Annotated in this window: 10 protein-coding genes; 5 read left to right on the top strand and 5 right to left on the bottom strand. The window is 75.1% G+C overall.

Annotation, left to right across the window (positions count from 1 at the left end):
• Nucleotides 1–33: 33 nt before the first annotated feature.
• The 3 genes from E1289_RS11130 to E1289_RS11120 form a co-directional block, all read right to left on the bottom strand.
• Complete coding sequence (locus tag E1289_RS11130; protein ID WP_131978573.1) at nt 34–2,001, bottom strand: histidine kinase; 1,968 nt, start codon at nt 1,999–2,001, stop codon at nt 34–36.
• 152 nt (nt 2,002–2,153) lie between these two features.
• The gene (locus E1289_RS11125; protein ID WP_131978570.1) at nt 2,154–4,805 is read right to left on the bottom strand and encodes a LuxR family transcriptional regulator; all 2,652 of its coding nucleotides are present in this window, start codon (nt 4,803–4,805) and stop codon (nt 2,154–2,156) included.
• Nucleotides 4,806–4,960: 155 nt separating this feature from the next.
• Nucleotides 4,961–5,635, bottom strand: a complete 675-nt coding sequence (locus E1289_RS11120; RefSeq protein WP_131978567.1) for a response regulator transcription factor — start codon at nt 5,633–5,635, stop codon at nt 4,961–4,963.
• A gap of 211 nt (nt 5,636–5,846) precedes the next feature.
• Here E1289_RS11120 and E1289_RS11115 point away from each other — a divergent pair, with 211 nt between their 5' ends.
• Nucleotides 5,847–6,515 (top strand): lysophospholipid acyltransferase family protein, encoded by a 669-nt coding sequence (locus E1289_RS11115; RefSeq protein ID WP_131978564.1) that lies wholly within the window; start codon nt 5,847–5,849, stop codon nt 6,513–6,515.
• Nucleotides 6,516–6,518: 3 nt separating this feature from the next.
• On the opposite strand, the gene E1289_RS11110 is transcribed toward E1289_RS11115, so the two are convergent.
• Nucleotides 6,519–7,250, bottom strand: a complete 732-nt coding sequence (locus tag E1289_RS11110) for a PaaX family transcriptional regulator C-terminal domain-containing protein (protein ID WP_131978561.1) — start codon at nt 7,248–7,250, stop codon at nt 6,519–6,521.
• Nucleotides 7,251–7,351: 101 nt separating this feature from the next.
• Here E1289_RS11110 and E1289_RS11105 point away from each other — a divergent pair, with 101 nt between their 5' ends.
• From E1289_RS11105 to E1289_RS11095, 3 genes are all read left to right on the top strand, one after another.
• Entirely contained in the window at nt 7,352–9,112 is a 1,761-nt protein-coding gene (locus E1289_RS11105; RefSeq protein WP_131978558.1) for an acyl-CoA dehydrogenase family protein, read from the top strand.
• 134 nt (nt 9,113–9,246) lie between these two features.
• The gene (locus E1289_RS11100) at nt 9,247–10,494 is read left to right on the top strand and encodes a cytochrome P450 (protein WP_131978555.1); all 1,248 of its coding nucleotides are present in this window, start codon (nt 9,247–9,249) and stop codon (nt 10,492–10,494) included.
• A gap of 9 nt (nt 10,495–10,503) precedes the next feature.
• Nucleotides 10,504–11,598 carry an NAD(P)-dependent alcohol dehydrogenase gene (locus tag E1289_RS11095; RefSeq protein ID WP_131978552.1) on the top strand — a complete coding sequence of 365 codons (1,095 nt, stop codon included), beginning with the start codon at nt 10,504–10,506 and terminating at the stop codon, nt 11,596–11,598.
• Here the strand turns inward: E1289_RS11095 and E1289_RS11090 are convergent.
• On the bottom strand, nt 11,595–12,500 hold the full coding sequence (locus tag E1289_RS11090) for a 2-hydroxyacid dehydrogenase (protein ID WP_131978549.1): 906 nt from the start codon (nt 12,498–12,500) through the stop codon (nt 11,595–11,597). The two genes, E1289_RS11095 and E1289_RS11090, sit on opposite strands and share 4 nt — an antisense overlap.
• A gap of 37 nt (nt 12,501–12,537) precedes the next feature.
• Here E1289_RS11090 and E1289_RS11085 point away from each other — a divergent pair.
• On the top strand, nt 12,538–13,386 hold an 849-nt coding region (locus tag E1289_RS11085), incomplete at its 3' end, for a nitronate monooxygenase (RefSeq protein WP_131978546.1).

The following is a 13,386-nucleotide window of genomic DNA, read 5'->3' as shown; positions in this document are numbered from 1 at the left end:
TGGAAATCGAAGTCCTGCGTCATGCCAGGGACGCTAGGCACGGAAGGGAAGCAGCGAATCCGTCATGTGACGGGGCTCTTCCTCCCCCCGCCGCACCCCCATGTGGAGGGGGATCTCCGCGACCAGGGCGAACCCGCCGTTCCCGTCCGTCCCGGCGGACAGCCGGCCGCCCAGGGCGCGGGTCCGCGCGGTCAGGTTCGACAGGCCCTTGCCGGTCCCGGGGGCGGAGCCCGTGTACACCGGGGGGATCACGCCGTCGTTGCGCACCGTGAGGCGCACGATCCCGTCGCGGGAGGTGACCGTGATGGCGCAGTGCTCCGGGTGCGCGTGCCGCAGGACGTTGGTGACGGATTCGCGCAGCACGGCCGCCAGCACACCGTCCACCGGGGAGGACGGGGGCAGGTCGGCGGGGTCCGGTAGGGCGAGGCGGACCTCGGCGCCCGCGGCGGCCAGCGCGGCGCGTGCCGAGACCGCCTCGTCCCGCAGTGACAGCGCGCTGTCCTCCTCGGCGACGGCGCTGGCCTCCGCCCGCGACCGCCGGGCCAGCGCGGCCAGCTCGTCCAGCTCGGCCGCCGCGCGGGCCGGATCGGCGGTGACCAGCCGCCGCGCCAGCTCCGCCTTCACGGTGATCGTCGACAGGCCCAGGCCGAGCAGGTCGTGGACGTCGCGGGAGATGCGCAGCCGCTCGTGCAGCGCCGCCATCCGCGCCAGCCGCTCGCGGGCGACGTCGACCTCGCGGGCCAGCTGCGGCAGCCGGTACAGCGCGAACACGACCACGCCGATCTGCACCGAGATCGCGACGGTGTAGAGGTAGAACAGCGTGCCGTAGGAGGCCCACAGCGCGGGCACGCACCACACGGCGATGGTCAGCGAGAACAGGACCCACGCCCGGCGGCCCCGCGAGACCAGCAGCACCGAGCCGGTGGCCAGGCACGCCGTCGTCGCCCATTCCGGGCCGAGCAGCGCGTACGGCACGAATACCAGCAGGACCTGGGCGGAGAGCGTCCACGCCCCGAACCTGGGCCGCGTCCCGCGCAGCACGGTCGAGGAGTGCCGGAGCTGCAGCGCCGCGATGGCGACCGCCACCACGGCCGCCGCGCCGGTCGCCCGCCAGGACCCGTCCGTTCCCGTGTGGACGTAGATGACCTGCTGCCAGCCGAAACCGACGGTGAGGAACACGAGGATCGTCCAGGCCAGCCGCGACTGCGTGACGCGTCCGGGCCGGTGCCGCCTGGGGGAGGGGCCCTGCAGGGCCCCGACGATCGACCGGACGTCGGTCGCGGCGCGCCGCGCGGTGCGGGCCACCTCGTCCAGGTCGGCGCGGGCCGCGGCGGCGTCGGCCGGCGGCCGGTCGCGGGCGCGCCGGCTCACCGCCTCGATCCGGGTGAGCGCCGCGCCCAGCACCGCGCGCAGGCTGCCGGACGCCTCCAGCCGCTCCCGCGCCGCCGCGGCCGCCGCGAACCGCTCCCGGGTGGCGTGCAGTTCCCGGACGAACCCCGACAGCCGCGTCAGCGCGTACATCGACAGCCCGACCGTGATCGTCGCCATCACGCAGAAGGACACGTCCTGCGCGGACCAGCCCTGGTAGTAGCGCAGCAGGCCCTCGGCGGCGGCGACGAGCCCCACCATGAACCACGACAGCGGCGGACGCAGCAGGAGCAGCATCGCGCCGGCGAGGAACCCGCCGACGACCGGGTACCAGTGGGTGCCGAACACCGCCAGCGGCAGCAGGGCCAGCGCCGTCTGCACGGTGAGGTGGGTCGCGATGACCCAGCGGCGGGGGCGCTGCGAGCGCGGGCCGTACAGCACGAGGAGCCATTGCACGCCGAAGATGCCGGTGATGACGATGGTGGCGGACAGCAGCATGTGGGACGGGCCGGTCTCGGCCTGCTTCACCAGCCTGGTCTGCAGCATCAGCACGAGGTACAGGCCGGTGATCACCCGGGCGAACAGCGGTGTCCGGCAGCTGCGGCCGACCTGCACCTCGCCGACCGCGCGCACCGCCGGTTCCGCCGGCCGCCGAGCGGATCCGTCCGATCGCGCCACGTCCACGGGCCCCCCAACGCCGTCCCATCGGATGATGAAACGGCGGAGGCACCCGATCAAGGGAAATATCGGGCCGAACACTTATGTGGCGGAGGCGCCAGGGGCCGTCACGCGGGACGTTCGGCGCCCGCCCCGATGCCCGGCTCGGCGGCCGGGACGTACCGGTGCAGCTCGGCGCGCGAGGCGACGCCGAGCTTCGGGAACGCCTTGTAGAGGTGGTAGGCGACCGTGCGGTGGCTCAGCCGCAGCCGCGCCGCGATCTGCCGGTTGGTCGCGCCGGTCATCGCCAGCCGCACCACCTGCATCTCCTGCGCGGTCAGCCGCCCCGGCGGGTCGCAGGGCCGCACCCCCTGGCCGGCCGCGCGCAACTCGCCGCGGGCCCGCTCCGCCCACGGCACCGCGCCCAGCCGCTCGAACGTCTCCAGCGCGGCGCCGAGCCGCGACCTGGCCCGCGCGCGGCGCCGCGACCGGCGCAGCCACTCGCCGTACAGCAGTTCCGTGCGCGCCCGCTCGAACGGCCGCCCGCCGCCCCGGTGGGCCGCGAGCGCGAGCGTGAACAGCCGGTCCGCCTCGGCGTCGTCGGCGGTGAGCAGCGCCCGGCAGCGGGCGGCGACCCCGTCCGCCCACGGCTGCCCGGCCGCGCGGGTGTACGCCGCCAGCCGCGCCATCGGCGCGGCGGCCGCGTCGGGACGGCCCGCCGCGACGGCGGCCTCCACGGTGTCGGCGAGCGCGAGCACCGCGGGCGGAGCGTGCCCGGCCGCCTCGCCGTGCGCGTCCTGGAGGTGTTCGAGGGCGTCCTCGGGGCGGCCGAGGCCGAGGGCGAGCAGGCCGAGCGCGGCACCGGCCCGCCCGTCGGCGGCCAGCGCGCGGCAGCGGACCTCGTCGCCCTCCATCGCCGCCTGCCGCGCCTGGATCGCGCGCAGCGCCGCGGCCTGCCTGCGCTGCCCGGTCTCCGCGGCGATCCGCAGCGCCTCGCGGACCAGCTCGCGGGCGTCGTCGTGCGCGCCGTGCAACAGCCGCGACCACGCCTGGACGGCGAGGCCGCGCGGCAGCGGGGCGAGCAGCCCGCCGTCGCGGCAGTGCGCGACGAGCTGCGCGGACAGCTCGGCGGCGGCCGCGTCGTCGCCGCCCAGCAGCGCGCTCTCGGCGGCGAGCAGCCGCAGCCGCTCGTCCCGCGCGCCGTCCGGGCAGCCGGCCAGCACCCGCCGCGCGGACGTGAGGTCATCGCCGAGCAGCGCCGACAGCGCCCGCACCAGGACCGACCCGCCGGGGTGCGCTGCGACGGCCCGTGCCGCCGTCTCCGCATCACCGCACGACCACGCGTGGAACGCGGCCTCCTCCAGCATCCGCGCACGGACTTCCGGGTCGTCGCAGCTCGCGGCCCGCTCCAAGAGCAGCCGCCCGGCGGCCTCCGGGACGCCGTGCTCCAGTTCGAGACCCGCCCGCACCAGGTCGACCCGGGCCCGCGTGTCCGGTGCGCAGGTCGCCCGTGCCGCCTCGTCGGCCAGTGCCCGGGCCCGGTCGGGGCGCCCCCCGGACAGCTCGGCCTCGGCCGCCGCCGCCAGCCGCCGGGCGCGCACCTCCGGGTCCCCGGCGAGCCGGGCGGCGCGCTCGTAGGCGAAGGCCGCGACGGACGGGCCCACGCGCCGGCCCGCGAGGTCGCCCGCCGCCGCCTCCAGCTCCGCGGCGACCGCCTCGTCCGTCCCGAGGGCGGCGGCGGACAGGTGGCGGACCCGCGGGCCCGCGTCCCCGGTCCGCGCGTGCGCCGCGGCGAGCGCGCGGTGCACGGCGATCCGCCGGGTGACCGGGACGCCCTGGTAGGCGGCGGCGCGGGCCAGCGGATGCCGGAAGCCGATCGAGGTGCGGGTGACGGTGACCAGCCCCGCGTCCTCGGCCGGTTCCAGCGCGCCGAACGGCACGCCGAGGCTCTCGGCCGCCCGGACCGCCACGCCCGGTTCGCCGGTGTCGTCGGCGGCCACGACGGCGAGCAGCGTCCGCGCCGGTTCCGGCAGGCCGCGGACGGCCCGCTCGAACTCCGCCGGGACGCGGGCGAGGAGGCCCGACTCGGCCGCGGCGAACGCGATGAGCGCGAGGGGGTTGCCGCGTGCCTGCTCGACCGCGCGGTCGCGCCGCGCGGCGGGCGTGTCCGGTGCGCGCTCGGCCAGCAGGAGCCGCGCGTCCGCGGCGGCGAGACCGGTGAGGCGGAGCTCGGGGAGGCCCGTCCGGGGCCAGGCGGCGTCGTCGCGCGCCGCGAACAGGAACACGATGCCGCGGGCGGCGGCCCGGCGGGCGGCGAACAGCAGCGCGTCCGCCGACTCCCGGTCGAGCCACTGCGCGTCGTCGACCAGGACGAGCACCGGCGCCCGTCCCTCCGGACCGGAGAGCAGCGTGAGCAGCGCCAGCCCGACCAGGAGCCTGTCCTCGGGGCGCGGGCGGGTGAGCCCGAGCGCGGCCTGCAGCGCCGCGGCCTGCGGCGCCGGCAGCTCCGCGGAGAGCTCTTCGACCCGGCCGGCCTCCGCGCCGAGCAGGAGGTGCAGGGCCGCGAACGGGACCCCGGCCTCCGCCTCGATGCCGCCGCCGCGCAGCACCCGCGTCCCGGCCGCGCCCGCCGCGGCGTGGTCGAGGAGCGCGGTCTTGCCGATGCCCGCCTCCCCGCGCAGGATCAGGACGCCGCCACCGGCGCCCGCCCGCGCCCGCTCCACCAGGTGATCGATCTCGGCGACCTCGGCCGCCCGCCCGCACAGCGACTGCCCTGCCATGTCTCGGAGCGTGTCATCGGGCGTTCGCCCTGCCCAGTGCGCCCCGCACCGATCCGCATGTGAATCGCCCGGGGGTCCGGCCATGCGTTTCTCACACCCCCCGCCACACCCGTCCGGCCCGGCCACATCCGGCCGTTGCCGGGCGGTTTCGGGGCTCAGACCCAGCCGAGCTCCCGGGCGATGCGGACGGCGTCGATCCGGTTGCGGGCGTTCAGCTTGCTGATGCAGCTCGCCAGGTAGTTGCGGACGGTGCCGACCGTCAGGCTGAGCGCGAGCGCGATGTCGTCGACGTCGGCGCCCTCGGCCGCGAGCCGCAGCACCTGCGCCTCCCGCGGCGTCAGCGGGCTCTCCGGCTGGCGCAGCGCCACCAGCGCGAGCTGCGGGTCGACCACCTGCTCGCCCGCCGCGACCCGGCGGATCGCCGTGGCCAGCTCCGCGGGCGGCACGTCCTTGAGGACGAATCCGTGCGCGTGCGCGTCCAGGGCCCGCCGCAGGTCGCCGGGGCGGCCGAGCCCGGTCAGGATGAGCACCCGGCACTCCGGCAGCCGCTCGTGCAGCTCCGCCGCCGCCGTCACCCCGTCCACTCCGGGCAGGTCCACGTCGAGCACCGCCACGTCCGGGCGGTGCCGCAGCGCCTCCCGGACGATCGCGTCGCCGGTCTCGATCTCCGCGACGACCTCCAGGTCGGGCTCCAGGTCCAGGAGGCCGGTCAGCGCGCCGCGCAGGAGCGCGACGTCCTCGGCCAGCAGGATCCGGATCGCGTTCGGCGCGGTCTCCACGGGCCCCCGCCCGCCCGGGGCCTGGGGGAGGTCACCGTCCACGCCCGCCATCGCCTATCTCGCCCTCCACGATCGCCCGTCCGGGGACTTCCGCCACCGGCGGAAGACCGCCGTCTTGAACGGTCCGGTGGCGCGGCGGCCGTCCATCGGCGTACCACCACAGTAACCGCCGGACCCGCCCGCGGAGGCTGGTCACATGGCGGATTCGCGCCCGCCACAGCCTTCCTAGATTCGGCCTCGCAACCGACTCGCTGGAGGCTGCGTGATCTACGGCGTCTTCTCGCGCACGGCGGGGGCCGTGCTCCGGCTGCTGCTGCGCCCGAAGGTCGAGGGCCGGGACAACATCCCGGCGCAGGGCCCGTTCATCCTGGCGAGCAACCACCTGTCGTTCGTCGACAGCTTCGTGCTGTCGCCCGTCATCGGGCGCCGCGTCTGCTACCTGGCGAGGTCGGAGTACTTCGAGCTCCCCGGGCGCGCGGGCCGCGCGATCCGGTGGGGGCTGTTCGCGCTGGGGAACGTCCCGATCCGGCGCGGCCCCACCCGCGCCGCCGTCCGCGCGCTGGAGCAGATCGCCGCGAACCTGCACGAGGGCGGCGGGGTCGCCATCTACCCGGAGGGCAGCCGCTCCCCGGACGGCCGCATCTACCGGGGCCGGACCGGCGTCGCCTGGCTCGCCATGGCCACCGGCGCCAAGGTCGTCCCGGTCGCGCTCGGCGACACCGACCACATCATCCCGCTCGGCGGCTGGCGGCCCCGCCTCCGCGTCCGCCCGACCGTCCGCATCGGCGAGCCCATGGACTTCACCCGCTACCGCGACCTGCCCCGCGGCCGGGCCCGGCGTGTCATCACCGACGAGATCATGGACGCCATCTGCAAACTCTCCGACCGCCAGTGGGCCGGCGTCTACAACCCCCGCGCCGAGGAGGAGTGACCCTCACAGGAGGACGTGCTCGTTGAGGAAGTGCGCGAACTCGGATTCGAAGTCCTCGTAGCGGTCGCGCAGGCCGGCCCCCGGCCAGTCGGGCGGGAGGAGGGCGGGGGGCAGCAGCGGGTCGTGCACCAGGTGGCGCAGCACGGCGGCGGCGAGGGTGAAGCGTTCGGCCATCCCGGCGGCACCGGTCAGGGCCGTGGTCAGGCCGCGGGCCGTGGCCGCCCATCCGTCGAGGTCCCAGAGGGCGGCGGCGAGGGTCGCGGGATCCTCTTCGGGGCGTCCCGTGAGGAAGGTGCACTGGCGGACGACGGTGTCCGGGCGGGGGCGGGTCAGGTTGGCGGGCCGCAGCCAGGTGCCCTCGCGGAGCTCGGCGAGGCGGAGCGCGGACATGGCCCTGCGCAGCTCGGCGCGGTCGGACGCGGGACGGCGCTCGGCGGTGATGACGGCGATCTCCCAGTCGCCGTCCCACGGCACGGCCGGGGAGAGGCGGCTCTCGTCCTGGCGCGCCTGGCGTTCGAGGAGGCGCTCGGTGAGGGCGTAGGTTCCGCCGGACTGGACGAGGTCGCCCGCGGCGACCATCCGGGAGAGCGCGACGCGGACCGTCCCCTCCGCGATGCCGAACAGGTCGCCGACGCGGACCAGGATGCGCGCGGGCAGCCGGGGCGGGTGGACGCCCAGCAGCGTGCTCAGCACGACCGAACGCGCGGTGAGCGGGCGGATCTCCAGGTTGTCCATGTCTGCCGGCGAGCCTATCGGGGCCGGTGCGGGCCGGTGCGGGCCGGCGGCCGGAGATTACAGTCTTCCAGCATTCGAACGAAAAGTGTAATGTCCGGGGCATGGCGTCCTATCTGACCGAGCCGTTCGACCGGCTCCCGTTCGGCGGCGCGGACAAGGCCCGCCGGTACGCGACCGAGCGCTACCAGGGGGCCGTGGGCCGCAACTGGTACGACTGCGACCCCACGCTGCGGTTCCTCATGCGCCGGCACCTGGGGGACGGGTTCGGCTGGGCCGAGCCGAGGCTGCGGGAGATGGGCGCGCTGATGGGCGGGCCGGTCGCCGAGCGGGCCGAGGAGACGGACCGCGACCCGCCCCGGCTGGACAAGTACGACCGGTGGGGCCGCGACATCAGCGAAGTCGTCATGCCGCCCTCGTTCGAGGCGGCGCGGCGCGACATCGTCGCGACGTCCTTCACCCGGCCCGGCTTCGTCGCGGAGGCCAAGCGCAACGGGGTCGATCCGGCGCCGCTGGGCGTGGCGTGGAGCTACCTGCTGGACCAGGCCGACATCGGCATGGCGTGCGCGCTCGGCACCGGCGGCGACATGGTCGTGGGCCTGACGGAGCTGTTCGCGCCCGACGACGTGAAGGCGCGGGTGCGGGAGCTGTTCGCGGCGGGGGAGATGTCCGGCGAGGCCGCGCAGCTGCTCACCGAGCGGTCCGGCGGCTCCGACCTCGGGGCGCTGGAGTCGACCGCGTCCCGGGACGGGGACGCCTGGCGGCTCAACGGGTTCAAGTGGTTCGCGTCCAACGCGAACGGCTCGGCGTTCGTGGTGCTGGCGAAGTCCGAGGGCGCCGCCGACGGGGTGCGGGGCATCGCGCCGTTCCTCGTCCTCAAGGAGCGGCGGGACGGGGCGCGCAACGGCGTCCGGATCCGGCGGCTCAAGGACAAGCTCGGCACCCGGTCGGTCGCCTCGGCGGAGATCGAGTTCACCGACGCGGAGGCGTTCCTGCTGGCGCCGTCGTCGAGCGCCGGGGAGGGCGGCGACGGCCGCGGCCTCGCGCGCATGATGGAGCTGACGAACGGCGCCCGCCTCGGCATCTCGATGATGGGCCTCGGGTGCGCGCGGCGGTCCCTGGTCGAGTCGCTGTGCTACGCGGGCGCGCGGGAGGCGTTCGGGGCCCCGCTGGCGGAGCAGCCGCTGATGCGGCGCAAGCTCGCCGAGCTGATCGTGGAGACCGAGGCCGTCCAGGCGCTCGTGTTCGACGGGTACCTCGGGCGCCCGCGGCTGCGGATCGGCGCGGCGCTGATCAAGCTGCGGGCGGCCCGGCTGGGCGTGACGGCCGCGAGCGACGCCATCGAGATCCACGGCGGGAACGGCTACATCGAGCAGTGGCCGGTCGCGCGGATCCTGCGGGACGCGCAGGTCAACCCCATCTGGGAGGGCGGCGACAACATCCTGTGCCTGGACGTCCGCCGCGCCATCGAGCGCCAGGACGCGCACGAGCCGTTCCTCGACCGGCTCACCGCGGCGGTCCGGCGGGCCCCCGCCGGGGACGACGCCACCGCCGAACTCGTCGGCGAGCGCATCGGGCACCTCCGCGAGGCCATCGCGAAGTGGCGGGGGCTCGACCGGGCCGTCGCCGAGGCGCGGCTGTACCCGCTGGCCCAGTACATGGCCGACGTGTACGCGGCGGCGCTGCTGCTGGAGCAGGCCGGGTGGGAGCGCGGCGACTCGGGCGGCGACCGCAAGGCGCTGGTCGCGCGGCTCTACGCGCGGAGCAGGCTGGCCGACAGCGGTCCGCTGCGCGGCATCGACGCCCCGGCGGAGGATCTCGAACGCTTCAAGGAGCTGGTGGACGGCGCGTTCATCGCCGGGTGATCGTCCGGGGCCGGGGCCTCCGCCGCCACGCGTCCGCGCGGAACCGTTGACCGAACGAGATTCGGGACCGTAGGTTCCTGGATGATGTCCGTTGCCGGAATCGCGCGACGATCGTGTGACGGAGGACCCCAGCAGTGACGCTGAACGTAACCGAGGCGGGCCTCGCCCTCGCCGACCCGAAGGCATACGCCGACGAACGCCGCTTCCACGAGTCGCTCGCGCTGCTGCGCCGGGAATCCCCCGTGCACTACGTGGACGCCCCCGACTACAACCCCTTCTGGGCCGTCACCAAGCACGCGGACGTCCTGGAGATCGAACGCAACCACGAGCTGTTCCTCAACGCGCCGCGGCCGCTGCTCGCGACGAAGGAACTCGACCGGCTGAACCGGGAACGGGCCGAGCAGGGCATAGCGCTGCGCACGCTCATCCACATGGACGACCCCGACCACCGCGTCATCCGGGCGATCGGCGCCGACTGGTTCCGGCCGCGCGCCATGCGGGCGATGGAGCCGCGCGTCAAGGAACTGGCGAAGCGGTACGTCGACCGGATGGTCGACCTCGGCGGCGAATGCGACTTCGCGCGGGAGGTCGCCGTCCACTTCCCGCTCTACGTGATCCTCTCGCTGCTCGGCCTGCCCGAGAGCGACTTCGACCGGATGCTGAAGCTCACCCAGGAACTGTTCGGCGGAGACGACGAGGAGTTCCAGCGCGGCGCGTCCGACGAGGAGAAGATCCAGGTCCTCCTCGACTTCTTCGCCTACTTCCAGGAGCTGACGGAGGCGCGCCGCAAGAACCCGACGGACGACCTCGCGTCCGCCATCGCGAACGCACGCATCGACGGCGAGCCGCTGAACGACTTCGACACCGCCTCCTACTACGTGATCGTCGCGACCGCGGGGCACGACACGACCAGCGCGACGATCTCCGGCGGCCTGCACGCCCTCATGGAGAACCCGGACCAGCTCGACCGGCTCCGCGAGAAGCCCGAGCTGATGCCGTTCGCCGTGGACGAGATGATCCGCTGGGTCACGCCCGTCAAGGAGTTCATGCGGACCGCCACCCGGGACTACGAGCTCCGCGGCACCACGATCCGCGAGGGGGAGTCGGTGCTGCTGTCGTACCCGTCCGCCAACCGCGACGAGGACGTGTTCGACGACCCGTTCCGCTTCGACGTGGGGCGCGACCCCAACAAGCACCTGGCGTTCGGGTTCGGCGTCCACTACTGCCTGGGCGCGGCGCTCGCCCGGATCGAGGTCCGCGCGTTCTTCGAGGAGCTGCTGCCGCGGCTCGGCTCGATCGAGGCGGCCGGGACGCCGCAGAGCACCGCCACCACGTTCGTCGGCGGTCTCAAGCGCCTGCCGATCCGCTACTCCCTGGATTGAGGAACCTAGGTGCAGATCACTGCCGCGGTGCTGCGCGCCGCAGACGGGCCCTACACGATCGAGTCGCTCGACCTCGCCGACCCCGGGCCCGGGGAGGTCCTGGTGCGCGTCGCCGGGGCCGGGATGTGCCACACCGACCTGCTCGGGCGGGTGCCGGGCGACCTGGTCGCCAAGCCGGTCGTCCTCGGCCACGAGGGGTCCGGCGTGGTCGAGGCGGTCGGCCCCGGCGTCACCGGCCTCACCGAGGGCGACCACGTGGTCATGTCGTTCGACTCGTGCGGGGCGTGCGGCAACTGCCGCGCCGGGGTGCCCGGCGCCTGCCCGCAGATGATGGCGCTCAACATGCTCGCCGTGCCGCTGGACGGGACGCCGCGCGCGACGACCGGCGACGGGGAGGCCGTGCACACCCGCTGGTTCGGGCAGTCGTCGTTCGCGAGCCACGCGCTCGGGACCGTGCACAACGTCGTCCCCGTGGGCCGGGACGTCCCGCTCGAACAGCTCGGGCCGCTCGGCTGCGGCATCCAGACCGGCGCGGCGTCCGTGCTGATCTCCCTCGGCGTGCGCGCCGGCGACGGCATCGCGGTCTTCGGCACGGGCGCGGTCGGCCTGGCGGCCGTGATGGCCGCCCGCGTCGCCGGTGCCACGACGATCGTCGCCGTGGACCTGCACGAGTCGCGGCTCGACCTCGCCCGCGAGCTCGGCGCCACCCACGTGCTGAACGGCGCCGACGAGGACATCGCCGGGCAGATCCGGGCGATCTCCGGCGGCGAGGGCGTCCAGTACTCGTTCGACACCACCGCGGTCCCCGAGGTCGTCTCCACGGCCGTCGCCTCGCTGCGCACCACCGGCGTCTGCGGCCTCGTCGGCGTCGGCGCGGCCGAGTACACGCTGGACGCGAACCTCCTGCTCATGGGCCGGACGGTCAAGGGCATCATCGAGGGCGACGCCGTCCCGCAGACCTTCATCCCGAAGATGATCGAGCTGTGGCGGCAGGGCCGGTTCCCGTTCGACCGGCTCATCACCTCCTACCCGCTCGACCAGATCGACCAGGCGGAGGCGGACGCGCAGTCCGGCAAGGTCGTGAAGCCGGTGCTGATCCCCTAGACGACGCGGTGGAGGAGGCCGTCGCCGCGCATGAGGCGACGGCAGTTCTCCGCCGCGACCGCGAAGTACCGGTGCCACGTCTCGCCGGTCAGCCACGCGACGTGCGGCAGCACGACGACGTTGTCCAGGGCGAGCAGCGGGTTGCCCGCGGCCACGGGCTCCTCCTCGAAGACGTCCAGCCCGGCGCCGCCCAGGTGCCCCGACGTCAGCGCCTCCACCAGGGCCGCCTCGTCGACGACCGCGCCACGCGCCGTGTTCACCACGATCGCGCCCTCCGGCAGCATCGCGAGGCGCTCCGCGTCCAGCAGGTGCCGGGTCTCCTCGGTCAGCGGGACGTGCACCGACACGATGTCGCTCTCCCGCAGCAGCTCGTCCAGCCCCCGCCAGGCGGGGTCGGCCCGCGGAGTCCGGGACGTGTACCGGACGGTCGCGCCGACCGCCTCCAGCATTCCCCGCAGCAGGCCCGCGATCTGGCCGCCGCCGAGGAGCCCGACCGTCCGTCCCGCCAGCTCACCGCCCACGAGCGCGCGGTCGGCGGGCCAGCCCCGGCCCGCCCGCGTCCGCGCGTCGAACGTGACGACCCGCCGCAGCGCCGCCAGCATCAGCAGCAGGGTCGTCTCCGCCACGGCCTGCGCGTTCTGGCCGGGCATGTTCGCCACCGCGATCCCCCGCTCCTCGGCGGCCGCCAGATCGATCGTGTTCACGCCCGTGCCGAGCTTCTGCACGAGCCGCAGCTTCGGCGCCCGGTCCATGTCCTCGGCCGTGAGCGGACGCAGCACGTGCCAGAGGACCTCGGTGTCCGGCAGCAGCTTCGCGAACCGCTCGTCGTCCTGCTCCGAGCAGCTCACGATGTCCAGGCCGGGCTCGGCGTGGTCCATGTCGTAGTGCAGCAGTACCCGCATGCCGCCCCCTTCCGTTCCCTGGATTATCGTGCCGGTCATGAGCCGGTGGCCGGAACTCCCGATCGTGCAGGCGCCGATGGCGGGCGGCCCCTCCACCCCCGAACTGGCCGCCGCCGTGTCGGACGCGGGCGGCCTCGGCTTCCTCGCGGCCGGCTACAAGACCCCCGAAGCCATGCGGGCCGACATCACCGCCACGCGACGGCTCACCTCCCGCCCGTTCGGGATGAACGTCTTCATGCCGTCCCTGGACGACCCCGACCCGTCCGCCGTCGCCGCCTACCGCGACCGCCTCGCCCCCGAGGCCGCACGCCTCGGCGTGGAACCGGGCATCCCCTCCGCCCGCGACGACGCCTACGACGCCAAGATCGCCGACCTCCTGGCCGACCCGCCGCCGTTCGTCGGCTTCACGTTCGGCTGCCCTGCCCCGGACGTCATCCACGCATTCCAGGACCGCGGCACCACGGTCATCGTCACCGTGACCACCACCGCCGAGGCCCGCCAGGCGTCCGCCGCCGACGCCCTCTGCCTCCAGGGCTCCGAGGCCGGCGGCCACCGCGGCTCGTTCACGAACACGTCCGACGACCCGGTGCCGCTGCGCACGCTGCTCCGCGACGTCAGTGCCGTCACGCGCCAACCCCTCATCGCCGCAGGCGGCCTCGCCACCGCATCCCACGTGGCCGAGGTCCTGACCCTCGGCGCGACCGCCGCACAGATCGGGACGGGGTTCCTCCGCTGCCCGGAGAGCGGCGCGAACCCCGTCCACAAGGCGGCCCTGGCCGACCCCCGCTTCACCTCAACGGCCCTGACCCGCGCGTTCAGCGGCCGCCCGGCCCGCGGCCTGGTCAACCGCTTCCTGACCGAACACTCCCGCCACGCCCCCGCCGCC

The sequence above is a fragment of the Actinomadura sp. 6K520 genome (assembly GCF_004349245.1).
Taxonomy (GTDB): domain Bacteria; phylum Actinomycetota; class Actinomycetes; order Streptosporangiales; family Streptosporangiaceae; genus Spirillospora.
Note: the sequence above shows the minus strand (reverse complement) of the source record. Positions and strands in the feature narration are given on the sequence as shown.